The following is a 23,227-nucleotide window of genomic DNA, read 5'->3' as shown; positions in this document are numbered from 1 at the left end:
GACCGAGCAGGCCGCCCGGGAGAGGACGGTGGGGTGATGGGCCTGAAGATCGGCGCTGTCGCGGCGGGCTTCACCCGGGACCTCGACTTCGATCTCTCCCGGATCGAGGCCCTCATCCGGCACGGGCGGCGTGAGGAGGTCCAGCTGCTCGTCCTCCCGGACGCGGCCCTCGGCGGGTACCTGCTCGACCTTCGTCCCGACCAGCCGGCGACCGATCTTCCACCCGCGCTGGAGCTCGACGACCCGTTGATCTCCAAGATCATCGCCATGGCCGGCGAGATGGTCGTCTGCTTCGGCTTCTGCGAGGCCGACGGCGGCGACCGGTACAACACCGCGCTCTGCGTCACCGGCGACGGCGTCCTCGGCCGGCACCGCAAGGTCCACCAGCCCCCGGCCGAGCGCGGGGTCTACGCCGCGGGCAACAGTTTCGCGCCGTTCGACACCCCGGTCGGGCGGATCGGCCTGATGATCGACTACGACAAGACCTTCCCCGAGTCGGCCCGGGCGCTGGCCGTCGGTGGCGCCGAGGTGATCGCCTGCCTGAACGCCTGGCCGACCAGCATCACGAACCGCGCCGCCCGGATGAACGAGGACCGCCAGTCGCGGCTGTTCGACCTGTACGACCGGTCCCGCGCGGCCGAGAACCAGGTCGTCCTGGTCTCGTCCAACCTGACCGGGTCGATCGGCGGGATGCGGTTCCTCGGCCAGTCGAAGATCGTCGGTCCGGGCGGCGACATCGTGGCCCGGACCTGGTCGAAGGCGGGCATCGCGATCGCGGACGTCGACGTCCGGGCCGACATCGAGACCGCGCGCCGGGTCCTGCACCACCTCGACGAACGCCGCCCGGAGGTCTACTGATGCGGATCGCCCTGCTCAGCTACTCGACCAAGCCGCGCGGCGGCGTCGTGCACACGCTCGCCCTCGCGGAGGCACTGGCCGCGCGCGGCGAGGACGTGACGGTCTTTTCGCTCGGCCGCGGCGGCGACACGGCGTTCTTCCGGCCGATCGACGCCCGGGTGAAGCTGCGCGTCGTTCCGTTCCCCGAGGTCGCCGGGGAGGAGATGGGCCCGCGGATCCTACGGTCGATCGCCGTCCTGCGGGCGGCGTTCGACGGTACGGCGTACGACGTGGTGCACGCGCAGGACTGCATCAGCGCGAACGCTGCCGGGCGGTGTATCCGGACCGTGCACCATCTCGACCAGTTCACGACGCCGGAGCTGGCCGCGTGCCACGAGCGGGCGATCGTCACGCCGTCCGCGCATCTGTGCGTGTCGGCGGCCGTGGCCGCAGAGCTGGCGGACGGATGGGGGCTGAAGGCAACGGTCATCCCGAACGGGGTGGACGCGGAGCGGTTCGCGGCAGCGGCCGGACCGCCAGGCGAGGCGGGGCGACAGGCCTGGCGGGAGGAGCTCGGGCGGTACGTCGTCACCGTGGGAGGAATCGAGCCGCGGAAGGGGTCGCTGGAACTACTGGAAGCCTTCGCACTGGTCGATGATCCTGAGCTGAAGCTGGTGATCGCGGGTGGCGAGACGCTCTTCGACTACCGCCCGTACCGCGAGGCCTGGGACCGCCGGGCCGCGGAGCTCGGCGTGACCCCGGTCGTCCTCGGCCCGGTCGACGACGACCGGTTGCCCACCTTGGTCGCCGCCGCCGAGACGTTCGCTTTCCCTTCGGTCAAAGAAGGTTTCGGCCTCGCTCCGATGGAGGCGCTCGCCGCCGGAGTCCCGTTGGTGGTCTCCGACCTGCCGGTCTTCCACGAGATCTTCGGACCGGCCGCCACCTACGCCTCGACCTCCGAGGAGCTCGCGACCGCGCTGACCATTCCGGTCGACGCGGATCGCCGAGCGGCCGGGCAAGCTCTGGCCGCCTCCTACACCTGGCAGGCCGCGGCCGAAGCCCACCTGGCCTTCTACCGATCCTTGGAACCCACGGGTCAGCGGACGGCGGCCAGTGCGGCCGAGTCCTCGGCGCCGAAGTCGTCCTCGAGTTTCTCCGGCGAGTAGTCGAGGTCGATGCCGGCGACGTCGGCGCCGACGGCGGACTCGATGGCGCCGAGGCGGCGGGTGGCGCGGTCGCCGGCGTAGGTCATCAGGGCGGTGGGGTTGATCTCCGGCGGGAGCTCGGGGGAGTTCTCCAGCGCCCACTGGATCTGGACCAGGGCGTGCGGGAGGAGCTCCTCCATCGTGTCGGTGACGACCTTCCAGTTGGTTTCGTCGGCGGCGACATGACGGCGGCAGGTGAAGGTGCCCCAGGCCATGTGGCGGCGCTCGTCGTCGCCGATCCGGCGGATCAGTTCCTGCATGCCGGGCAGGATGCCGCGAGCCGTGCAGAGCAGGTTCCACGCGTGGTAGCCGGTGAGCGCCAGAGTGCCTTCTACTACGTGGTTGTAGGTGACCGACGCGCGGACCTGATTGGCGGGCGACGGGTCGTCGGCCAGCGACTTGAGTGCCACCGGCAACGCCTCGTAGAAGATCGCGCGGTAGCCGGGGTTCTCCTCGACGTACCGGTGCAGGTCCTCGGTGACGCCGACCGCGTCGAGCCAGAGCCGGAAGACCGCGGTGTGCTTGGCCTCCTCGAAGCAGAACTGGGTCAGGTACATCTCGTCCCCGAACCGCCCCTCGGCCGCCATCGCCTGCAGGAACGGCTGCAGGTCCTCGGTGACCGCCTCCTCGCCCGCGATGAACTGCGCGCACAGCATCATCGCGTTGTCCTTCTCGTTCGGCGTCAGCCGCTGCCAGTCCTCGGCATCCTGGCTGAAGTCGATGTCGCGCGGGTTCCAGAACTTCCGGTTGCCCTTGTCGAACAGCCGCAGCGGCAGCGCGTCCCAGTTGAAGCCGCCCTCGCGCAGGGAGTTGAAACCCTTGCGGTGCAGGGGATTAGCGGTGGTCGTCATCACTGCCTCCTGAGAAACGGGCCCAGCATCTGGGCCACCTGCGACGCGACGACCGCGGGTGCGGCGCCGGGGTTGACGATGTGACTCAGTACGACGCGCAGCGCGATGTCCACGCACGTGGTCGCGTCCTGCGCCGGTACGGCGGGCCAGTGCTCCCGCACGTGCGCGTCCAGCCGCTGGTGGCTCAGCTCCAGCACCTGCTGCCCCCGTGTGGTCAGCAGCTGACTGGCCTGGTCCGAGCCGGGCTGCCCGAGCGCGGCCTTCACCAGCGGGTTGTCGGCGGCCAGCGACAGCGCCCGCTCGACAGCAGCGCGCAGCCCATCGATGGGATCGCTGTGCTCAGCCAGCGCCGCGTTGACCTCGACCAGGAAGCGCTCGGTCTCCCGCGCCGCCACGGCCTGCAGCAGACCCCACCGGTCCTTGAACTCGTTGTAGACCGACTGGCGAGACACCCCGGCGCGGCGCCCGACCTCGGCCATCTTCAGCCCGGCGTACCCGCCGGACACCAGGAAGTCGTACGCCGCGTCGAGTAACTCGTCGTGCAGGCGGCGCTTCGTCATGTGATCATTCTTTACATCTGGAGGGAAAATGTAAAGAGAGTGAAGACGTAGAGTTGGGGACGTGTCAACCGCCGAGATGCCGTCCGCTGCCACTGCCACCGACGTTCCGGAGCTCGTGGTCGGGTTCGACCTCGACATGACGCTGATCGACTCCCGGCCGGGGATCCAGGCCGTCTGGGACCTGCTGGCCGCGGAGACCGGCGCCGAGATCGACACCGACCTGGTGGTCAGCCGGCTCGGGCCGCCGCTGACCTGGGAGATGAAGCACTGGTTCCCCGAGGACCAGATCCAGCCGATGATCGACCGCTACCGCGAGCACTACCCGGCGCACGCGATCACCGGCAGCCTGCCGCTGCCCGGCGTCGCGGAGTCGCTGGCCGCCGTCCGCGCGCTGCGCGGCCGCAGCGTCGTCGTCTCGGCGAAGTACACCCCGAGCGTCAAGCTGCACCTGGACCACCTCGGCCTCGACGTCGACGAGCCGGTCGGTGACCTGCACGGCGCCGAGAAGGGGATCGCGCTGCGCGAGCACCAGGCGAGCATCTACGTCGGCGATCACACCGCCGACATCGACGGCGCCCGCGCCGCCGGTGCGGTCGCGGTGAGCGTCGCGACCGGGCCGTTCACCGCCGACGAGCTGCGTGCGTACGGCGCGGACGTGGTCCTGAACGACCTGACCGAGTTCCCGGCCTGGCTGGACGCGTACGTGCTGGAGCAGCGGCTCGAGGCGCTGATGGCGCGGCTGGCGTCGTACCCGAGCCTGGTCGTCGCGTTCAGCGGCGGCGCCGACTCGGCGTTCCTGCTGGCCGCCGCGGCCCGCGCGATCGGCCCGGCCAACGTGGTCGCCGCGACCGCGGTCAGCCCGAGCCTGCCGGTCGCGGAGCTGGAGCCGGCGGCCCGCTTCGCCGACAGCATCGGCGTTCGGCACGTCACGCCGCACACGCACGAGATGGACCGCGAGGGGTACCAGGCCAACGCCGGCGACCGCTGCTACTTCTGCAAGGCCGAGCTGGTCGAGACGCTGCAGCCGATCGCCGACGAGTTCGGTATCGCCGCGATCGCGACCGGGACGAACGCCGACGACGCGATCGCCGGGTTCCGGCCGGGGATCCGGGCCGCCTTCGAGCGCGGTGCGATCACGCCGCTGAAGGACGCCCGGCTGACCAAGGCGCAGATCCGCGAGGCGTCGCGCAGCTGGGGGCTGGAGACGTCGGACAAGCCGGCCGCGGCCTGCCTGTCCAGCCGGATCGCGTACGGGATCCGGATCACGCCGAACCTGCTGGCCCGGGTCGACCGGGCCGAGGCGGCCGTCCGCGCGCACCTCACGCCGTACGGCGTGCAGAACGTGCGCGTCCGCGACCTGGGTGAGTCCGCGAGCATCGAGATCGACGCGGCACTGCTCGGCACCGTGGACAGCGCGGCGCTGGTCGAGCTGGTCCGGGCCGAGGGCTTCACGGCGGCCGCGGTGGACCCGCGCGGGTTCCGGTCGGGGTCGATGAACGAGCGGCTGAAGGAGCCCGAGAAGTACCGCTGACGCGGGAGCCGACCGCTGGGTCGCCCGCCGGCCGAAGCCGCGTGCTGTGACGCCGCGGGGTGCCAGGCGGCCGGTTGCCCGATCGGGCAGATTCGGTCCTGGGGACGGTTGCCGGGCTGGTCGGCGGCGCCGGTTCGGGGGATCGTTCCATCGGCGACCCGGTCGCAGCGCCGGGTGACCCGGAATTACGAGACCGGGGAGTGTGGAATCGGTGTCTGATCAGGTAGTTTTCCACAGGCGCGGCGGGCCCTGGTCACGTACGCTGGGTGACCGGCCCGGGCAGCCTGTCCGGTCACCTTTTCCGTCCTGTTCCGACGATCGACATCGAAGAGGTTCCCGTGCCTGTTGGCAAGGTCAAGTGGTATGACTCCGAGAAGGGGTTCGGCTTCCTCAGCAAGGAGGAGGGCGGGGACGTCTACGTGCGCGCCGAGGCCTTACCGGCCGGAGTGACCAGCCTGAAGCCGGGCCAGAAGGTCGAGTTCGGCGTCGTCGAGGGCCGCAAGGGTGAGCAGGCGCTGCAGGTCCGGCTGATCGACCCGCCGCCGTCGGTGGCCAAGGCGATGCGGCCGAAGCCGGAGGAGATGGCGCTGGTCGTCGAGGACCTGATCAAGCTGCTCGACAACCTCGGCGAGGGCTACCGCCGCGGCCGGCACCCCGACGGCAAGGCCGCCCGGCAGGTCGCGACCGTACTGCGTGGAGTGGCCGACCGCCTCGACATCTGAGTCCCGCTACTTGTTGCGCCGTTCGATCAGCTGCTCGATGCCGTCCAGTACGACGTCCAGCCCGTCGGTGAAGTCGTCGGTGTAGTCGATCTCCAGATTGGCGAGCCCGGCCGCGATCGTGGGATAGCGGTCCGGGGTCGCCAGCATCGCCAGCCGCTGCCCGTAGAGCTGGTCGGCGCCGTCGTCCAGATCCAGGTGGGCGGTCAGCTGCGCCGTACCCCGGACGTAGATGTTGACCAGCATCATCGACGACAGCTTGTCGTTCGCGGTCAGCTGCGTGCCGGCGAACGCGCGCAGCGCCGCCTCCATCCAGTCCAGCTGCTGCGGTGACAGCGGCGGCTCGAACACCGGCACCTGCAGCACCCACGGGTGCCGGACCAGGGCGTCGCGGAAGTGCACGGCCCAGGCGGTGAGTTGCTCCCGCCAGCCGAGCGACTCGTCGACCGGCGCCGGCTTGCCGAACGCCTCGTCCAGCATCACGACGTACAGGTCGTCCTTGGCCTCGACGTAGCGGTAGAGCGACATCGTGGTGAAGCCGAGCTCGGCGGCCACCTTGCTCATCGAGACCGCGCCGAGCCCGCCGGCGTCGGCCAGCCGGACCGCGGCCGCGCCGATCTCGCTGATGTGGAACGTCGGCTTCGGCCCCGGCCGGGCCGGCTGCTCCCAGCCCCACAGCTGCTGCAGCACTCTGGGCAGCTCGACCTCGTGCTTCTCCATGCCCGCAGTCTATCTGTTTACAACATAGACGGATAGCGGCTATGGTCTGCGTACGGCGCACACAGTGTGCGTCGTACACAGATCACCCGGAGGGGTCATGACCGAACGAGCAGGCCGCAGGGAATGGATCGCGCTCGGCGTGCTCGCACTGCCGCTGCTGCTGGTCTCGATGGACGTCTCGGTGCTGTACTTCGCCGTCCCGTTCATCTCCGCCGACCTCGGCGTCAGCGCCACCGAGCAGCTGTGGATCTTCGACGTCTACGGCTTCGTGCTGGCCGGGATGCTGATCACGATGGGCGCCCTCGGCGACCGGATCGGCCGCCGCCGGCTGCTGCTGATCGGCGCGGTCGCGTTCGGCCTGGCCTCGGTCGCGGCGGCGTACGCGCAGAACCCGGAGCAGCTGATCGCGGCCCGCGCGGTGCTCGGGATCGGCGGCGCGACGCTGATGCCGTCGACGCTCGCGCTGATCCGCAACCTGTTCCACGACGCCGGGCAGCGGCAGAAGGCGATCGCGTTCTGGAGCGCGGTGATGCTCGGCGGGATCTCGCTCGGGCCGGTGCTCGGCGGGGTGCTGCTCGAGCACTTCTGGTGGGGCTCGGTGTTCCTGATCAACACTCCCGCGATGGTGCTGCTGCTGGTGATCGCGCCGGTGCTGCTGCCCGAGTTCAAGGCGCCGGCTCAGGGGCGGTTCGACCTGCTCGGGTCGGTGCTGTCGCTGGGGGCAGTGCTGCCGGTGATCTGGGGGATCAAGGAGATCGCGGCGCACGGGGTGTCTGGTGTCGCCGTGGTGGCGGTCGTGGCCGGGCTGCTGGTCGGTGTGGCGTTCGTGCAGCGGCAGCGGACGGCGGCGTACCCGATGGTGGAGCTGGGGATGTTCCGGAACCGGGCGTTCAGTGGTGCGCTGGCGGCGAACACCATCGGGATGCTGGCGCTGGTGGGGAACGCGATCTTCATGACGCAGTACCTGCAGCTGGTGCTGGGGATGAGCCCGCTGAAGGCCGCGCTGTGGGCGCTTGTGCCGTCGGTTGCTGTCGGCGGAGCGGCGCCGCTCTCGACGGCGCTGGCGGGGCGGTTCGATCGGGCTTATGTGCTGGGCGGGGCGTTCCTGCTGGCCGCTAGCGGGTTTGTGCTGCTGACTCAGATCGAGATCGGGTCGGGGCTGTGGGTGCTGCTTGGTGGGTCTGGGCTGCTGGCTGCAGGGCTGGTAATGGTGATGGCGCTGATCACGGAGGCTGTGGTCGGCGCTGTCGCTCCGGAGCGTGCTGGCTCGGCGTCGGCGCTGATGGAGACCTGCAGCGAGTTCGGCGGGGCGCTGGGGATCGCGGTGCTGGGGAGCATCGGTACGGCGGCCTACCGCTCCGACCTGAAGCTCCCGCTCGGCCTCCCCGGCGAGGTCGCCGCCGGCGCCCGCGAGGGTCTGCCTGCTGCCACTGCCGTAGCTGCCCAGCTCCCTGTGAACCTCCATGACGCTGTCCTCGCCGCGGCCCGCCAGGCCTTCAACCACAGCCTCAACGTCGCCGCGATCGTCGGCGCTGTGCTGCTCGTTGCCACCGCGATCACCATCACGCTCGTCCTGCGGGGGACCGCGGAGAAGGTGAACGCTGCTGTGCTCGCAGACCACGGGTAGCTGCCGTCGCGCTCGACCTTCGACCCAATGCACGTGCTCCTTCGTCCGGCGCTTCGCCTGATGCGTGCTCGACGACGCCGCCTTCGGACTCTTTCGTCGACGCCCACCACCGTCCAACCCCGCTCAACGGCCCGACCTCAGCCTCCGCCCCGCGGGGCTGGCGCTCCGGGCGGAGGGTTGGTGGGTGGTGGGCGTCGGACGTCCGTCACTCAGTAGCCCAGCTCGAAGGCGAAGCGGTCCAGGAGCAGCGATGGGCTCAGCGCTGGGGGATGCGGTCGCGGGCCTGCTGGGCTCAGGCGGGGGAGCTGTGGAGGGGTGGTGGGCTGCGGACGTGCACCACTCAGTGACCGGCGCCGGGTGGTGCGGTCGCGGGGCGCGGTGGGCTGAGACGAGGGAGTTGTGGAGGGTGGTGGGCTGCGGACGTCCGCCACTCGGTAGCCCAGCCCGAAGGCGAAGCCGTCCAGGAGCAGCGAAGGGCTCAGCGCTGGGTGGTGCGGTGGCGGCCGAGCTGGGCTCAGGCAGCGAGCTGTGGAGGCGCGGCGGGTGGTGGGCTGCGGACCTCCACCACTCAGTAACCGCCGCTGGGTGGTGCGGTCGTGGGCGTGCTGGGCTCAGGCAGGGTGAGCTGTGGAGGGTTGGTGAGTGGTGGAGGTTCGGCCGCCAAGACAGTCGGGCGCGTCAGCGGGGCGGCGGAACAGACCGGGGTGGCGCTTGGCGCGGGTTTCGTCGTTCGGGCGGGTCAGCGGGGGCGGCGGCGGAACAGGCTGGGGCGGCGCTCGACGCGGGTTTCGTCGTTCGCGCGGGACGGCGGGGTGTCGTTTGAGCGGCGGGGTGGCGGGGTGTCGCGCGAGGGGCTGGTCGGTTGCTCGGCGGTGCGTTCGACGGTCGGTTCCTCCGACCAGGCGGTCGGTTCGGTGACGGTTTCGTCGTCGTCGGGCTGGCCGCTCCACCAGCGGCCTGCGGCCGCGGTGTTGCTCGGGGCGGGAGCGCCGGAGCCGGTCGCGTCCTGTGGTTTGATCCTCAGCTCCACGGTCGGTTCGTTGACCCGGTTCGGGTTGTCCGTACGAGGTGCTTGGGCTCGGCGTTCGCTGATGCGGGTGGTGGGCGGCTCGCTGGTCATCACCGTGCGGGTGGTGCCTTCGGGGCGGGGCTCGTCGGCGTCGGGGCGGCGGACCGGGCGGGTTTCCTGGTGGGGTGCCGGAGTGCGTGGGCCGGACGTCGGAGTGGGGTGCGGTGCGGGCTTGTGGCGCACCACCAGGAAGATGACCACCAGCAGCACCGCCGCCAGGAAGCCGAAGCCGAGGCGGGGGATGAGCGGCAGGACGATGCCGCAGCCGCCGCCGATCACCCAGGACAGCTGCAGGACGGTCTCCGAGCGGGCGAAGACCGACGTGCGAACCGTCTCCGGGACGTCGCGCTGGATCATCGCGTCCAGCGACAGCTTGCCCAGTGAGCTGCACAGGCCGGCGACCAGGCCGAGCACGATCAGCGTCGGGAAGCCGTAGAAGATCGCGACGGTGAGCGCGATGGCGGCGTCGGCGAGCAGGACGACGAGCACCACCGCCTCCGGCTTCCTTGCCTTGAGCAACGATCCGGCGAGGGTCCCCAGGCTGTTGCCGATCCCGGCCGCGGCGATCACCGCCCCCGCGGCGACCACGCCGTCCAGCCCGCTGATCGGTTTGTCGCGGAGCAGGAACGCCAGGTACATGGTCAGGAAGCCCGACACGAACCGCAACCCGAGGTTGCAGCGGATGCCGCGCGCGACCGCCGCGGTGATCGCCCGGCGGCGGGCCTCGCGCCCGGCGGAGCCGGTCATCTCCTCGCCGGCCGGTGAGTCGACGCGGCTCGGCAGCCGGATCGCCAGGATCAGGCCGACGGTGTAGACCACCGCGGCCCAGCGCAGCGACCACTCCGGCCCGATCGCCGCGAACGCGCCTGCGATGCCCGCGCCGATCGTCGCCCCCGCGACGCCGGCGAGCGAGATCCGGGAGTTGGCGGTGACGAGGGTGATCTCCTTCGGGAGCAACCTCGGTACGGCGGACGCGCGCGTCACGCCGTACGCCTTGGAAGCGACCAGGCAGCCGAGCGCCGCGGGGTAGAGCCAGGTGGAGCTGTCGTGGATCGACGCGGCGAGGCTCCAGACCAGGAAGCCGCGCAGCCCGAGCGTTGCGCCGATCGCCCAGCGGCGGCCGTGCCGGAACCGGTCGAGGACCGGGCCGATCAGCGGCGCCATCAGCGCGAACGGCGCCATCGTCAGCAACAGGAACAGGGCGACCCGGTCGCGGGCCTGCTCACTCGGTACGGCGAAGAACACCGTGCCCGCGAGCGAGACCGCGAAGGCGGTGTCGCCGGCGGCGTTCACCGCTCCGAGCTCGATCAGCCGCGAGAGCCCGGACTCCCGGGCGCCCTGGGCGCCGGTCAGCCCTTGGATCCGCCGCCCGGTCGCCTTGCCGACCCGACCGGTGACCCCGGCAGTCTTCTTGGAGACGGAGGCGAAACCGGTCGCTCCGACCTTGGAGGCATGCCCGACCTTCTTGCTGGCGCTCCCGAGTCGCTGCCCAGCAGCGCCGAGTCGCTCCCCGGCAGACTTCTTGCCGGAGCCGGAGCCGGAGCCGGTGCGGGAGTTGGCCCCACCCGTCCCGGGGCCCGCGGTTCCGGAGCCCGGCCCGCGATCGCGTGAGCCCGCCGTACCGGCGCTCTTGCCGCCGGAGGAATCCGCGCCGGGACGCCGTGGCTGCTCGTTGTGCGGCCGGTCCGTCGGGTCGGGACTCTCCATGCACCCATCCTGCCTTGTGCGGGGGACAGAGCGCAGGCGCGGCACGGTTCGGTTTCCTTTGGTGGGGCGTGCGAGAATGACCGACTGTGACTCCCGTCAAAGCTCCGGAACCGGTCCGCGCCAAGCCCGACGCCGTCTGCGTCGCGGCGGTGGAACCTGCCCGCGACGCCGCGATCGAGGAAGCCGGCGCCGCCCAGGTCGGGGAGCACCTCGGCCACTCGGTCGAGGGCGAGCGGCTGGTCACGCACTACTTCGCCTCCACCCACCCCGGGTACCACGGGTGGCGCTGGGCGGTCACCGTCACCCGCGCCTCGCGCGCGAAGACGGTCACGGTCAACGAGGTCGTGATGCTGCCGGGCGACGCCGCGATCGTCGCGCCGGAGTGGGTGCCGTGGTCGGAGCGGGTCCAGCCGGGCGACCTGCGGCCGGGCGACCTGTTCCCGACGCTGCCCGACGACCCGCGGCTCGAGCCGGGCTACACCGACACCACCGGCGCGCCCGAGGAGGTGCTTGCGGTCGTCGAGGAGCTCGGGCTCGGGCGCGAGCGGGTGCTGTCGCCGGCCGGTCGTGAGGACGCCGCCGAGCGCTGGTACGCCGGGGACTTCGGCCCGGCGTCGCCGATCGCGCAGGCCGTGCCGTTCAAGTGCAACTCCTGCGGGTACTGGATCCGCCTGGCCGACAGCCTCGGCCAGGCCTTCGGCGCGTGCGCGAACGAGATGGCGCCTGGTGAGGGGCGAGTTGTCGCCTACGACTACGGCTGCGGGGCGCACTCCGACGTCGTGATCGAGGCCCCGGACCACCCGTCGACCGAGCACGCCTTCGACACCACCGGGTACGACGAGCTGGCGATGTCGTCGGAGCCGGCCGAGGCCGGGGACGAGGTTGCCGAGGCGGACGCCGTCCAGGCCGAGGTCGAGGCGGCGGCCGAGCCGACGTCGGACGACGAGGTCGAGGAAGTCGCCGCGAGCGTCGAAGAGGTCGTCGAGAAGGACTGATGGTCGCGCGGCTCGTCGGCAGCCGCGCGGACTTGAAAGGCGTGCGGCGGCCGGCGCGGAGTTGAAAGGCGTGCGCGCGGCGGGTGCGGCGCGGACTTGAAGGGTGCGCGCGTGGCAGGCGCTGCAGCGGCGCGGGGTCGAAGGGCGTTCGCGCGGCTCGTCAGCAGCCGCGCGGAGTTGAAAGGCGTGCGCGCGGCCGGCGCGGAGTCGAAGGACGTGCGCGCGGTGGTGCGGGTCAGTCCTCGTGGGCCGGGGCGCCGTGCCCGGCCTGAATGCTCGTCCAGCGGCGCTTGCAGTACGCGAGCCCGATCCAGCCCAGGCCGAAGCCGGCGACCGTGACCCACAGCCACCACTCGTCGCCGGAGCGCTTCAGGTCGTCGTGGAAGATCAGCACCACCACGAAGGCCAGCGCCCAGGCGACGATCCCGGCGATCACGGTCGGGATGCCGGACAGGTCGAGCGGCTTCACCTCGGCGTGCACCAGCTCGCCGCGGGCCAGCTGACTGGTCGGGTCGTTGCGCTTCTTCGACGCCGGTGCCGGCTTCTCGTCTGCCACCTGATCACCTTAACCCCGACCGGTGCTCGCCCCGGCGACGACCGACTGGCACGATGCGGTCATGAGCGAGCGCCCGGCTGTTGCCTCCCGCCCCGGTTTCCTGGACTCCTTCTTCAAGATCACCGACCGCGGCTCGACCGTCCCCCGCGAGATCCGGGGTGGTCTGGTCACCTTCTTCACGATGGCCTACATCGTCGTCCTCAACCCGTTGATCATCGGCACGGTCAAGGACAGCACCGGCCAGTACGTCGGCGGCGGCACCGACCCGACCGCCTCGATCGCGAAGGTCGCCGTCGCGACCGCGCTGATCGCGGGCGTGATCACGATCCTGATGGGCCTGGTCGCGAACTTCCCGCTCGCGCTGGCCACCGGCCTCGGCCTGAACGCCTTCCTGGCCTACTCGATCGCCTCCAAGATGACCTGGGCCGACGCGATGGGCCTGGTGGTGCTGGAGGGCATCATCATCCTGATCCTGGTGCTCACCGGGTTCCGCCGAGCCGTCTTCGAAGCCGTGCCACGGCAGCTGAAGGTGGCGATCAGTGTCGGCATCGGCCTGTTCATCGCGTTCATCGGTGTCATCGACGCCGGTTTCGTACGCCGCCCGGCGGCGCCGACCGGCCCGCCGGTCGAGCTCGGTGTCGGCGGCAGCCTGCGCGGCTGGCCGGTGCTGATCTTCGTCGTCGGCCTGGTCCTGATCGTCACGCTGTACGCGCGCAAGGTGAAGGGCGCGATCCTGATCGGCATCCTGGTCGCGACCGTGCTGGCGATCGTGGTCGAGGCGATCGCGAAGGTCGGCGCCCGCACCGCGGACAACCCCGGCGGCTGGGGCCTGAGCGTGCCGTCGCTGCCGGACAGCTGGTTCAGCAAGCCGAACCTGGACCTGCTCGGTGAGTTCAACCTGTTCGGCTCGTTCGAGCAGATCGGCGCGGTGTCGGCGATCCTGCTGATCTTCACGCTGATGCTGGCCGACTTCTTCGACACGATGGGCACGATGACCGCGATCGGCGCCGAGGCGAACCTGCTCGACGCCGACGGCAACCCGCCGAACGCGCAGCGGATCCTGATCGTGGACAGCGTCGCCGCGGCCGCCGGTGGGGCCGCGTCGGTGTCCAGCAACACGTCGTACATCGAATCGGCCTCGGGCGTCGGTGAGGGCGCGCGGACCGGTCTGGCCAGCGTGGTGACCGGGATCTGCTTCCTGATCTCGATGGTGGTCGCGCCGCTGGTCACGCTGGTCCCGTACGAGGCCGCGACGCCGGCGCTGGTGCTGGTCGGGTTCCTGATGATGACGCAGGTGAAGGGGATCGACTTCGACGACCTCGAGGTCGCGATCCCGGCCTTCCTGACCATCATCCTGATGCCGTTCACGTACTCGATCTCGGCTGGTATCGGTGCCGGGTTCGTCTCCTACGTGCTGCTCAAGGTGGTCCGCGGCAAGGCCCGCCAGGTGCACCCGCTGATGTGGGTGGTGTCGGCGCTGTTCGTCGTGTACTTCGCGATCGGGCCGCTCGGCGACTGGCTGACCTGACCCTTTCGGGCAGACCAGGTGACAAGATGTCTGATTCTCGTCAAGGTCTCAACCAGCGTGCCTGGTCACCCCCTCGAGGGTGACTAGGCTGTCGTGGTCACGGCGACTCGGGGGCGTGTCGCCGGCTACCGCCGGGGGTTCGGAATGAGCCAGGGAACAATGACGCACGTCTGGGAACGGGAGCATCAGGTCGGGGAACTGCTCGAGCTGCTCCGCGACGGCACCGGGTCGACGGTGCTGGTCACCGGTGAGGCCGGGGTCGGCAAGACCACGCTCGTCCGCGAGCTGGTCGCGCGGATCGGGTCCGAGCGCCGGGTCCTGATCGGGTCCTGCGACGACTTCCTGGTGCCGCCGTTGCTGCAGCCGATCCGGGACGCGTTCCGCGGTTCCGGCGGGCCGATGGACCGGCCGGTCCCGTCCGACCTGGTCTTCGACGCGGTCCTGCGCGAGTTCGAGCAGCCGACGGTGCTGATCGTCGAGGACGTGCACTGGGCCGACGACGCCACCCTCGACCTCCTCCGGTACGTCGTACGCCGGCTCGACCAGCTCCCCGGCTCCGTCGTCGTACTGACCTACCGCGAGGACAGCATCGACACCCGGCACCCGCTGCGCGCGTGGCTCGGTGCGCTGGCCGACGTGCCGATGCGGCGGATCGCGCTGAGCCCCCTGTCGCGTGCGGCGGTCGGGGCGATCGCAGCAGGCAGCGGCCGCGACGCCGACGAGCTGTACGAGCTGACCGGTGGCAACCCGTTCTACCTGACCGAGGTGCTCGCCGGGACGGAAGAGACCATCCCCGCGACGGTGGTGGACGCCGTACTGTCACGCATCCGCCGGCTGTCGCAGGAGAGCCGTGCCGCGCTGGAGCAGCTCTCGGTGTTCCCCTCCGCCGTCGACCTGCGCTACCTGGACGCCGTACTCGACTCCGGGCTCGCTGGACTCACCGAGGCCGAGGAGATCGGCCTGCTGGAGACCAGTGGTGACCGGATCGCCTTCCGCCACGACCTGGCCCGGCGGGCGATCGAGCAGGCGCTGCCGCCGCTGCGGCGTCGTCACCTGAACGGCAGGGTGCTCAAGGTGATGCTGGCCTGCCCGGACGTGCACCGCTTTCGCCTGGTCCACCACGCCGTCGAGGCGGGCGACATCGAAACCGTGCTGGCGCAGGCGCCGTTGGCTGCCCGGGAGGCGAGCCGCGCCGGGTCACACCGGCAGGCGCTGACCAACCTGCAAGCAGTCCTCCCGTACGCCGACCGCCTGGTCCTCGCCGAGCGCGCTGGTCTGCTGGACGCCTACGCCTGGGAGCTGCACATCGCCCACCGGTTCGGCGAAGCTGTCGAAGCCGGCGACCAGGCGGTGCGGCTGTTCGAGCAGCTGGGGGAGTCGACCGCGCTGGCCGAGACCCTGCTGCGCCAGTCCCGGTTCCTGTACATGGCCGGCGATACGCCGGCCGCCGTACAGGCGGGGGAGCGCGCTGTCGAGGTTGCGGAGTACACAGGTTCGCCGGCCGTGCAGGCGTCGGCTGCTGCGAGCCGGGCAATGCTGATGGTGCTCACCGGTGCTGCCCGCGAGGCCATCCCGGCGCTGGAGCTGGCCCACGACCGTGCGGTCGAGGCGGGCCGGACGGACATCGACGCGCTCTGCCACAACTACCTGGGCGTCGCCTGGTGCGACCTGGGCTCGCCGTTCGGGTTCACCCAGCTGCGGACGAGCATCGAGCTGGCCAGGTCGACCGGCGACTACGAGGCCGTTGCCCGCGGCTACACGAACCTGGCCGAGATGCTGTACCGCGGCTACCGCTGGACCGAGCTGGCTGAGTGCCTGCGGGACGGGCTCGCCTACGTGCGTGAGCACGGCTTCGGCTCGCACGCGTACAACCTGGAGGTGCACCAGGCGTTGCTGGACCTGCGCCTGGGCCGCTGGGACGAGGCCGAGCAGCGGCTGCGGCAGCTGCTGGACACCGTGGACGACGACGGCATGATGTCGGTGATGAGCCACTCGGCGCTGGGCCGGCTGCTGGCCCGCCGGGGCGACCCGGACGCCGAGAGGCTCCTGGTGTGCGCGTGGGAGCGCGGGCTGGAGCAGGGGTCGCACACCGGCCAGGGGTACGCCGCGTTCGCGCTGGCCGAGTGGGCCTGGCTGAACGACCAGACCGACGTGTGGGAGTCGATCCGCGACCACGTCGAGCAGCTGAGCGACATCCCGGTGGTGAACCAGATGATGCACCTGCTGCCGGGCATGCCGGGCTGGCAGCGCGACGCCGACCCGTACGAGGAAGCGCTGCGGCTGGCCGACTCGGGGGAGACCGAGTCGATGCTGCGGGCGCTGGAGATCCTGGACCGGATGGGCGCCGCGCCTGCTGCGGCGCTGGTCCGGCGGCGGCTGAAGGAGTTGGGGGCGCTGCGCATCCCGCGGGGAGCGCAGGCGCGGACCAGGAAGAACCCGGGCGGGCTCACCGACCGGCAGCTCGACGTACTGGTGCTGCTGACCGACGGCCTGACCAACCCGCAGATCGCGGCCGAGCTGGTGCTGTCGGTACGGACGGTCGACCGGCACGTCTCGGCCATCCTCGACCGGCTCGGCGCCGGCTCCCGGCGAGAGGCCGCTGCCGCTGCCCGCTCGCTCGGCCTCTCGCGGGAGCAGCAGTCCGCCTGAGCAACCCCGAGCCCGCTCCGGCGAACCATGGGCCCACGGCGGCAGAGCGGTGCGCCGTGGACCCATGGGCTCAAGACCCATCGCCTTTCTCGTTGGCAGGTACCGGCCCCCGATCGGTGGCCGGTACTTGAGAGCTGTGGATCTCTCGTTGCAAGTACCGGCCCTCGATCGGTGGCCGGTACTTGAAAGCTGTTGATGGGTTGAGTTTCTTCAGAGCACCGGGTGGTTGCCGCGGATGACGTCCTGCGGGTCGACCTGGCGCTTGATCGCCCGCAACCGCTCCAAAGTCTCAACCGGGTAGAGCTGCTCGATCGGCTCGACGGTGGCCAGGTTCGGTGGTACCCGGTCGCTGAGGAAGCGGCCCATCCCCGTGTGCAGGTTGTGGAAGGCGTTCTCGATCTCGTCGGCGTCGCCAGGTGCCATCGCGAGCGCGCCGGCGAGCAGCAGGTACGGCTCCTCGATCACCCCGGCCGCGCCGTCGCCCGGCCGCGGCCGCGCGAAGGCACCGCCGAGCCGGCGTACCTCGATCATCGCGATCGGTGTCGGTCCGTCCAGCATCAGGTCGAGCAGCGTGTCGATCGCCTCGCCACCGAACTCGTTCAGCAGCCGGATCCGGCCCATCGCCGGCATCGGGTCCTCCGGCTCCTGCGCGATCGACCCGACCTGGCCGAGCGGTACGACGGCGAGCTCGCCGAAGGCCGGCGCCGCGACGTCGTACAGCGGTGCCAGCAGCTTCTCCGCGTCGTCGCCGTCGCCGAGGAAGGCGACGTCGATCGCGATCCACCAGCGGCCGCGCATCGGCTCCGGAACGAGGTCGACGTCGGGCAGGTTCATCAGCCAGGCCCAGACGCTCAGCTCCTCCGGCGCGTCGTCGGAGACCGCCGCGAACGCGCGCAGCAGCTCGCGACCGTGCTCGGCGGGCCAGATCAGCCGGCCGCCGTACACCTGCTCCTCGGCCTGCAGCTGCAGCTCCAGCGCGGTGACGATGCCGAACTCGCCACCGCCGCCGCGGACCGCCCAGAACAGGTCCGGGTCGCTGTCCGCGGTCACCGTCCGGTGGTTGCCCTCGGCATCGACCAGGTCGATGGCGCGGATCTGGTGCGCGGCCTGGCCGTACTTGCGGCTGAACCAGCTCAGCCCGCCGCCGACCGAGTAGCCGATCACGCTGGTGTCACCGTTGCTGCCTGGCAGCGCGGTGTAGCCGGTGCCCTCGAGTACCGCGTTCAGCTCGCGCCACTGCACGCCCGGCTCGACCCGGACCACGTCGTCACGGCGCTCGATCCCGCGCAGCCGGTCGAACCGGAGCAGGATGGTGCCGGTCGCGGTGTCGGCGGTGGCGCCGTGCCCGCGCGGCTGTGCCGCGACCTTCACGCCGAACGCGCCGGCCGCCCGGACGGCCGCCTGGATGTCCTCGACCCCGTCGACGTGCACGATCGCGGCCGGCTGCTGCGGGACCAGGAGGTGCCACGCGAGTCGTTCTTGATCCCAGCTGGGATCGTCTGGAGTCACCACGGAGCCGTGGACGGTCGTACGCAGGTGGGCGATCAGATCGGTGGTCATGCTCTCCATTGCAGTGTACGCCGGACCCGCCCACATCGGCAGCGCCTGCTCATCTTTGGGGCGCTGCCTACCCATCTCCTGGGCCTTGCTAGACTGTCCGTGTCTTCGGGCTCTCCGAGCGTAAAAATCCCCCACCGCGATTGCTGCTAGGACGCCAAGACTCCCGGTTATGGACAACTACCGCGAGACCTACCCCGCCCAAGCGGCCCGCACCCAGCGCTTCTCGCTGGGGCAGCCGAAAGCCTTCACCAGTACGCCGGACGGCGCGCGCGTGCTCTTCCTGCGCACCCGCGGCCCCGAGGACCGGACCAGCTGCCTGTGGCTGCTGGACGGCGACGGCGAGCGCCTGCTGGTCGCGCCCGAGCAGCTCGGCGCCGACGGCCCGGTCCCCGAGGCCGAGAAGATCCGCCGCGAACGCGCCCGCGAGCGCAGCAGCGGCATCGTCGCCTTCTCCACCGACGCCGAGCTGTCGGCCGTCGTCTTCCCGGTCAACGGGCAGCTCTGGCATCTCGACCTCCAGACCGGCGCGCTGCAGCTGTTGGAGACCGCCGGCCCGGTCGTCGACCCGCGGCTCGACCCGACCGGCCGCCGGGTCGCGTACGCGTCCGACGGTGCGCTGCACGTCCTGGAGCTTGCCAATGGCAACAATCTCCAGCTCGCCGCGGCCGGGCCCGACGTGTTCTGGGGCCTGGCCGAGCACGTCGCCTCGGAGTCGATGCAGCGCTACCGCGGCCACTGGTGGTCGCCCGACGGCACCCGGCTGCTCGCCACCCGCGTCGACCAGTCGCCGGTTCAGCGCTGGTGGATCGCCGACCCCGCCAACCCCGGCAGCCGCCCGCGCGAGATCGCGTACCCAGCAGCCGGTACGGCGAACGCACTGGTCACCCTGCACGTGCTCGACCTGCACGGCGGCTCGACGGAGATCAGCTGCGGCGACTACGAGTACCTGCCGACGGCCGACTGGGATGCGCACGGCGTACTGGTCAGCGTGCAGTCCCGCGACCAGAAGACCGTGCGGGTGCTGGCCGCCGACCCGGACACCGGCAGCACCAAGCTGCTGCACGAGCAGCACGACCCCGCCTGGGTCGAGCTGGTCCCCGGTACGCCGGCCAGAACAGCCTCCGGCAAGCTGGTGGTCGCTGACGACACCCCCTCCACCCGCCGCCTGCTGATCGACGGGCAGCCGGTGACACCGGAGGGCCTCCAGCTCCGCGCCGTACTGGACGTCACCGGCGAGGCGGTGCTCTTCCAGGCCAACGAGGAGCCGACAGAGCGCCACCTGTGGTTGCACGACTCGACAGGGCTCCAGCAGCTCACCAGCACTCCTGGTGTGCACGCAGCGGCTGGTGGAGTGGTGACCTCCAACACCGAGAGCGGCCAGACGTACGCCGTACGCCGTACTGGGCAGCAGATCCAGTCCCTGGCCGCTGAGCCGTCGCTGGCCCCCCGCATTACCTGGCTGCACGCAGGAGAGCTCCAACTGCGCACAGCACTCGTCCTGCCGACCTGGTACGAGCCCGGCACGACACTGCCCGTCCTGATGTCCCCGTACGCCGGTCCGGCGCTGCAGGTCGCCGTACGGGCCAGCACTCCGCTCTTCCCGACCGCCCAGTGGTACGCCGAGCACGGCTTCGCCGTGATCATCGCCGACGGCCGAGGCACACCAGGCCGCGGCCCGGCCTGGGACAAGACCGTGTACGGCGACACCCTGTCGCTCCCGCTGGAGGACCAGGTCACCGCCCTGCACGCGGCCGCCGAGCACTGCCCCGACCTCGACCTGACCCGCGTCGGCATCACCGGCTGGAGCTACGGGGGAGTCCTGGCGACCATTGCCGTACTCCGCCGCCCGGATGTCTTCCACGCCGCGGTAGCCGGGGCCGGGCCCAGCGACGCCACCCTCTACGACACCCACTGGCGCGAGCGCTTCCTCGGCCACCCGGACGAGAACCCCGAGGCCTACCGCCGCAGCTCCACCATCCCCGAGGCCGCCAACCTCACCCGCCCGCTGCTGCTCGTCCACGGCCTGGCCGACGACAACGTGGTCGCCGCCCACACCCTCCGCCTCTCAGCAGCCCTGCTGGCCGCCGGCCGCCCGCACCAGGTCCTCCCACTGTCCGGCGCCACCCACATGCCCACCGACGAAGCCACCGCCGAGGGCCTGATGCGCCACCAGCTCAACTTCCTTCGGGAAGCACTCGGGAGCGCAGCTTCAGGTACTCCGTCCGGGCCGTGAACAGCTCGCGGAGCTCGTCGGTGACGTTGTCGAGGAACTCGGCGCGGTAGGTGGCGTCCGTCATCAGTGAGATGGAGTAGTAGAGCCCGGTGAAGTTCGCGATGCCGATCGCGACCTTCACCAGGGCGGCGCTGATCAGGACCGGGTGGCCGAGCAAGTCGAAGGTGTAGGACCAGGAGCCGGTGCCGACACCCCACTCGCCGTAGATCTTCGCGCTGATCGCGAGCATGCCGAAAGCAACGAAGAAGGCGCCGACGCCGGCGCTGACCACCAGGACCTGCATCCACTGGCGGACCACCAGGCTGATGCTCAGGTTCAGCCGCTGGATCCGGCGCAGCGGTGGGCCGGAGCCGGCGTCGCGCTCGATCCGGTCCAGCTCCTGGGGCAGCCGCAGCACCAGGAACAGGTCGCTGAGCAGCGCGAACGCGATCGCCGAGAGCACGATGAACGCGATCGGCATCCCCGCGAAGACCTGCCACATCTCGGTGTTCACGAACAGCACCAGCGAGAACACGAGCAGCAGCGGCAGCGCCCGGATCAGGCTGGCCAGCGAGTTCGCCAGCTCGCCGGCGAGCCGGCGTACGCCCCAGACCGTGGTCCCGATCAGGCCGTAGCCGACCACGACGTACACGAGACCGATCAGCACCAGGTTGCTCGCCGCTACGCCGAAGAACTGCTTCCACTGGAAGTGCGACATCACCGGGAGCAGCGCCGGCAGCAGCACGAACACGGCCAGCTCGGGGGTGCCGAAGCGGGTCGGGAACGACCAGAACGGGCGGTCGCGCAGCCGGTTCAGCAGGCCGAAGCCGCCCACCAGGACGGCCAGGCCGCCGAGCACGGCCAGCGCGTTCTCCCACCAGTGCCAGGTCAGCTCGATCGCACCGAGCACCTCGGCCAGGAAGACCAGGGCCAGCACCGGGGTGGCCCGGGCGAAGATGTCGTGGGTCGGCGAGAAGTCCTCGATGAACAGCGGCAGCCCGGCCCGCCGGAACCGTTGCTCGTACCTCGCCAGCTCGACCGGTGTCCCCATGGCGGCTCACCCTACCGGCACCCCCGGACCACTCCGTGGAATGCCCAGCAACTCTTTTTCGTTAGCAAAGGTAATGAGTTATGCTAACGACATGCCCGAGATCGTCGCCCAGCAGGTGAAGAGCGACGTGGGGCTGGCCAGCGCGTTGCGGTCGTCCACCCTGCGGCTGTCCCGGCAGATCCGGCGGCAGCGCGAGGACGGGCACGACCTGACCGCGAACCAGCTCGGCGTCCTCGGTGCGCTCGGCAAGCACGACGCGATGACCGTCGGTGAGCTGGCGGCGCACGAGCAGGTCAAGCCGCCGTCGATGACGCGGATCGTGTCCAACATGGAGGAGGCGGGCCTGGTGGTCCGCCGCCCGCACCCCACCGACAAGCGCCAGATCGTCGTCGAGCTGACCGCCGCCGCGCACGACCTGCTGCGCGCCAACCGCCGGCGCCGCGACGAGTGGCTGCAGACCAAGCTGAAGAAACTGACCCCCGAGGAGCGCGACATCCTGCGTAAGGCAGCCCCTGTACTCGAACGACTGGCGGGCTCGTGAGCCCCACCTTCCGGGCCTTCCGGGTCCGTAACTTCCGCCTGTACGCCACCGGTGCCATCGTCTCCAACGTCGGCACCTGGATGCAGCGCGTGGCCCAGGACTGGCTGGTCCTGGAGCTGACCCACTCCGGGACGGCGCTCGGCATCGTCACCGGCCTGCAGTTCCTGCCCGCCCTGCTCTTCGGCCCGTACGCCGGGCTGGTGGCCGACCGCTTCCCCAAGCGCCTCGTCCTGACCGTCACCCAGTTCTTCATGGGCGCCGTGGCGCTGGTGCTCGGCACGCTCACCGTGACCGGCGTGGTCGAGGCGTGGCACGTCTACCTGCTCGCCCTGCTGTTCGGCGTCGGGACGGCGTTCGACGCGCCGACCCGGCAGGCCTTCGTGGTCGAGATGGTCGGCCGCGACGAGCTGGCCAACGCCGTCGGGCTGAACTCGGCCTCCTTCAACGCCGCCCGGCTGCTCGGCCCGGCGCTGGCCGGTCTGCTGATCCACTGGATCGGTACCGGCCCGGTGATCATGATCAACGGCTTCACCTACGCGGCGGTGATCATCTCGCTGCGGATGATGCGGGTCGGCGAGCTGCACTCGCCGAAGCCGGCCGCCCGCGAGAAGGGCATGATCCGCGACGGCATGCGCTACCTGTGGCGGCGGCCGGACCTGATGATGGTGCTGGTCGCGGTGTTCTTCGCCGGGACCTTCGGGCTGAACTTCCAGCTCACCTCGGCGCTGATGGCCACCCAGGCGTTCGGCAAGGGCGCGGGGGAGTTCGGCATCCTCGGTTCGGTGCTGGCGATCGGTTCGCTGGCCGGCGCGCTGCTGGCCGCCCGGCGGGTCCGGGTCCGGGCCCGGCTGGTGATCGGCTCCGCGCTGGTCTTCGGCATCGCCGTCGTGGTCAGCGGCCTGATGCCGAACTACTTCACGTACGCGGCGGTGCTGCCGCTGGTCGGGTTCGCCTCGCTGACGATGCTGACCGCGGCCAACGCGACCATGCAGCTGAGCATCGAGCCGACCATGCGCGGCCGGGTGATGGCGCTGTACATGACCGTCCTGATGGGCGGGACGCCGATCGGTTCGCCGTTCATCGGCTGGGTCGGGCAGGAGTTCGGCGCCCGCTGGTCGCTGATCGTCGGCGGCGCGCTGACCGTGATCGGGACCACCGCCTCGGTGATCTACTTCTCCCGGCGCCGCGGTCTGGCGATCCGGCCCCGGCTGCTGCCCAGGCCGCGGCTCGAGGTGCTGCCGCAGACCGAGCTGCTCGCCGACAAGGCGACAGTGGAGACCAACCCCAGGGTCGCTTGAGCCTTCAGCCA

Annotated in this window: 18 protein-coding genes; 11 read left to right on the top strand and 7 right to left on the bottom strand. The window is 70.9% G+C overall.

What is annotated here, in order from left to right; translation table 11 throughout:
* The first annotated feature begins 36 nt into the window (after nucleotides 1-36).
* The gene (locus AB0M01_RS06000) at nucleotides 37-858 is read left to right on the top strand and encodes a carbon-nitrogen hydrolase family protein (protein WP_363665915.1); all 822 of its coding nucleotides are present in this window, start codon (nucleotides 37-39) and stop codon (nucleotides 856-858) included.
* A complete protein-coding gene (locus AB0M01_RS05995) occupies nucleotides 858-2,003 on the top strand; it encodes an MSMEG_0565 family glycosyltransferase (RefSeq protein WP_363665913.1) in 1,146 nt (381 codons plus the stop codon). Before AB0M01_RS06000 ends, AB0M01_RS05995 begins: the two co-directional genes overlap by 1 nt.
* On the opposite strand, the gene AB0M01_RS05990 is transcribed toward AB0M01_RS05995, so the two are convergent.
* On the bottom strand, nucleotides 1,934-2,893 hold the full coding sequence (locus tag AB0M01_RS05990; RefSeq protein ID WP_363665911.1) for a R2-like ligand-binding oxidase: 960 nt from the start codon (nucleotides 2,891-2,893) through the stop codon (nucleotides 1,934-1,936). The genes AB0M01_RS05995 and AB0M01_RS05990 overlap by 70 nt on opposite strands.
* Nucleotides 2,893-3,453: a TetR family transcriptional regulator gene (locus AB0M01_RS05985; RefSeq protein WP_363665909.1), complete on the bottom strand. Its 561-nt coding sequence runs from the start codon at nucleotides 3,451-3,453 to the stop codon at nucleotides 2,893-2,895. The genes AB0M01_RS05990 and AB0M01_RS05985 overlap by 1 nt, the downstream gene beginning before the upstream one ends.
* 61 nt (nucleotides 3,454-3,514) lie before the next feature.
* On the opposite strand from AB0M01_RS05985, the gene larE reads away from it, so the two are divergent.
* Complete coding sequence (larE, locus tag AB0M01_RS05980; protein WP_363665907.1) at nucleotides 3,515-4,984, top strand: ATP-dependent sacrificial sulfur transferase LarE; 1,470 nt, start codon at nucleotides 3,515-3,517, stop codon at nucleotides 4,982-4,984.
* Nucleotides 4,985-5,322: 338 nt separating this feature from the next.
* The gene (locus AB0M01_RS05975) at nucleotides 5,323-5,706 is read left to right on the top strand and encodes a cold shock domain-containing protein (RefSeq protein ID WP_184798346.1); all 384 of its coding nucleotides are present in this window, start codon (nucleotides 5,323-5,325) and stop codon (nucleotides 5,704-5,706) included.
* A gap of 6 nt (nucleotides 5,707-5,712) precedes the next feature.
* Here AB0M01_RS05975 and AB0M01_RS05970 read toward each other — a convergent pair whose 3' ends face one another.
* Nucleotides 5,713-6,423 (bottom strand): TetR/AcrR family transcriptional regulator, encoded by a 711-nt coding sequence (locus AB0M01_RS05970; RefSeq protein WP_363665904.1) that lies wholly within the window; start codon nucleotides 6,421-6,423, stop codon nucleotides 5,713-5,715.
* Nucleotides 6,424-6,520: 97 nt separating this feature from the next.
* Between AB0M01_RS05970 and AB0M01_RS05965 the strand changes: the two genes are divergently transcribed.
* The gene (locus AB0M01_RS05965; RefSeq protein WP_363665902.1) at nucleotides 6,521-8,050 is read left to right on the top strand and encodes an MFS transporter; all 1,530 of its coding nucleotides are present in this window, start codon (nucleotides 6,521-6,523) and stop codon (nucleotides 8,048-8,050) included.
* A 739-nt stretch (nucleotides 8,051-8,789) separates the two neighbouring features.
* On the opposite strand, the gene AB0M01_RS05960 is transcribed toward AB0M01_RS05965, so the two are convergent.
* A complete protein-coding gene (locus AB0M01_RS05960) occupies nucleotides 8,790-10,826 on the bottom strand; it encodes an MFS transporter (RefSeq protein ID WP_363665900.1) in 2,037 nt (678 codons plus the stop codon).
* 86 nt (nucleotides 10,827-10,912) lie between these two features.
* On the opposite strand from AB0M01_RS05960, the gene AB0M01_RS05955 reads away from it, so the two are divergent.
* Nucleotides 10,913-11,821, top strand: a complete 909-nt coding sequence (locus AB0M01_RS05955) for a DUF3027 domain-containing protein (protein ID WP_363665898.1) — start codon at nucleotides 10,913-10,915, stop codon at nucleotides 11,819-11,821.
* Between the two features lie 235 nt (nucleotides 11,822-12,056).
* Here AB0M01_RS05955 and AB0M01_RS05950 read toward each other — a convergent pair whose 3' ends face one another.
* Nucleotides 12,057-12,377, bottom strand: a complete 321-nt coding sequence (locus AB0M01_RS05950; protein WP_363665896.1) for a DUF2530 domain-containing protein — start codon at nucleotides 12,375-12,377, stop codon at nucleotides 12,057-12,059.
* 61 nt (nucleotides 12,378-12,438) lie between these two features.
* Between AB0M01_RS05950 and AB0M01_RS05945 the strand changes: the two genes are divergently transcribed.
* On the top strand, nucleotides 12,439-13,905 hold the full coding sequence (locus AB0M01_RS05945) for an NCS2 family permease (RefSeq protein ID WP_363665894.1): 1,467 nt from the start codon (nucleotides 12,439-12,441) through the stop codon (nucleotides 13,903-13,905).
* Nucleotides 13,906-14,049: 144 nt separating this feature from the next.
* Nucleotides 14,050-16,554 carry an AAA family ATPase gene (locus AB0M01_RS05940; RefSeq protein ID WP_363665892.1) on the top strand — a complete coding sequence of 835 codons (2,505 nt, stop codon included), beginning with the start codon at nucleotides 14,050-14,052 and terminating at the stop codon, nucleotides 16,552-16,554.
* A gap of 210 nt (nucleotides 16,555-16,764) precedes the next feature.
* On the opposite strand, the gene AB0M01_RS05935 is transcribed toward AB0M01_RS05940, so the two are convergent.
* The gene (locus AB0M01_RS05935) at nucleotides 16,765-18,114 is read right to left on the bottom strand and encodes an FAD-binding oxidoreductase (RefSeq protein ID WP_363665890.1); all 1,350 of its coding nucleotides are present in this window, start codon (nucleotides 18,112-18,114) and stop codon (nucleotides 16,765-16,767) included.
* A gap of 169 nt (nucleotides 18,115-18,283) precedes the next feature.
* On the opposite strand from AB0M01_RS05935, the gene AB0M01_RS05930 reads away from it, so the two are divergent.
* Nucleotides 18,284-20,347 carry a prolyl oligopeptidase family serine peptidase gene (locus AB0M01_RS05930; protein WP_363665888.1) on the top strand — a complete coding sequence of 688 codons (2,064 nt, stop codon included), beginning with the start codon at nucleotides 18,284-18,286 and terminating at the stop codon, nucleotides 20,345-20,347.
* On the opposite strand, the gene AB0M01_RS05925 is transcribed toward AB0M01_RS05930, so the two are convergent.
* The gene (locus tag AB0M01_RS05925; RefSeq protein WP_363665886.1) at nucleotides 20,289-21,377 is read right to left on the bottom strand and encodes a hypothetical protein; all 1,089 of its coding nucleotides are present in this window, start codon (nucleotides 21,375-21,377) and stop codon (nucleotides 20,289-20,291) included. The two genes, AB0M01_RS05930 and AB0M01_RS05925, sit on opposite strands and share 59 nt — an antisense overlap.
* A gap of 91 nt (nucleotides 21,378-21,468) precedes the next feature.
* Between AB0M01_RS05925 and AB0M01_RS05920 the strand changes: the two genes are divergently transcribed.
* The gene (locus AB0M01_RS05920; RefSeq protein ID WP_363665884.1) at nucleotides 21,469-21,918 is read left to right on the top strand and encodes a MarR family transcriptional regulator; all 450 of its coding nucleotides are present in this window, start codon (nucleotides 21,469-21,471) and stop codon (nucleotides 21,916-21,918) included.
* Complete coding sequence (locus AB0M01_RS05915) at nucleotides 21,915-23,216, top strand: MFS transporter (protein WP_363665882.1); 1,302 nt, start codon at nucleotides 21,915-21,917, stop codon at nucleotides 23,214-23,216. Before AB0M01_RS05920 ends, AB0M01_RS05915 begins: the two co-directional genes overlap by 4 nt.
* Nucleotides 23,217-23,227 lie beyond the last annotated feature (11 nt).

Origin of the sequence: Kribbella sp. NPDC051770 (genome assembly GCF_040681455.1) — a bacterium.
GTDB lineage: Bacteria > Actinomycetota > Actinomycetes > Propionibacteriales > Kribbellaceae > Kribbella.
This window is presented reverse-complemented; position numbering and strand designations above follow the sequence as displayed.

What these genes read in the sequence shown, in the direction of transcription:
- AB0M01_RS05925 (WP_363665886.1), bottom strand. Translation starts at nt 21,377, where the DNA reads ATGGGGACACCGGTCGAGCTGGCGAGGTACGAGCAACGGTTCCGGCGG.
- AB0M01_RS05970 (WP_363665904.1), bottom strand. Translation starts at nt 6,423, where the DNA reads ATGGAGAAGCACGAGGTCGAGCTGCCCAGAGTGCTGCAGCAGCTGTGG.
- AB0M01_RS05965 (WP_363665902.1), top strand. Translation starts at nt 6,521, where the DNA reads ATGACCGAACGAGCAGGCCGCAGGGAATGGATCGCGCTCGGCGTGCTC.
- AB0M01_RS05960 (WP_363665900.1), bottom strand. Translation starts at nt 10,826, where the DNA reads ATGGAGAGTCCCGACCCGACGGACCGGCCGCACAACGAGCAGCCACGG.
- AB0M01_RS06000 (WP_363665915.1), top strand. Translation starts at nt 37, where the DNA reads ATGGGCCTGAAGATCGGCGCTGTCGCGGCGGGCTTCACCCGGGACCTC.
- AB0M01_RS05995 (WP_363665913.1), top strand. Translation starts at nt 858, where the DNA reads ATGCGGATCGCCCTGCTCAGCTACTCGACCAAGCCGCGCGGCGGCGTC.
- AB0M01_RS05945 (WP_363665894.1), top strand. Translation starts at nt 12,439, where the DNA reads ATGAGCGAGCGCCCGGCTGTTGCCTCCCGCCCCGGTTTCCTGGACTCC.
- AB0M01_RS05920 (WP_363665884.1), top strand. Translation starts at nt 21,469, where the DNA reads ATGCCCGAGATCGTCGCCCAGCAGGTGAAGAGCGACGTGGGGCTGGCC.
- AB0M01_RS05935 (WP_363665890.1), bottom strand. Translation starts at nt 18,114, where the DNA reads ATGACCACCGATCTGATCGCCCACCTGCGTACGACCGTCCACGGCTCC.
- AB0M01_RS05930 (WP_363665888.1), top strand. Translation starts at nt 18,284, where the DNA reads ATGGACAACTACCGCGAGACCTACCCCGCCCAAGCGGCCCGCACCCAG.
- AB0M01_RS05990 (WP_363665911.1), bottom strand. Translation starts at nt 2,893, where the DNA reads ATGACGACCACCGCTAATCCCCTGCACCGCAAGGGTTTCAACTCCCTG.
- AB0M01_RS05940 (WP_363665892.1), top strand. Translation starts at nt 14,050, where the DNA reads ATGAGCCAGGGAACAATGACGCACGTCTGGGAACGGGAGCATCAGGTC.
- AB0M01_RS05985 (WP_363665909.1), bottom strand. Translation starts at nt 3,453, where the DNA reads ATGACGAAGCGCCGCCTGCACGACGAGTTACTCGACGCGGCGTACGAC.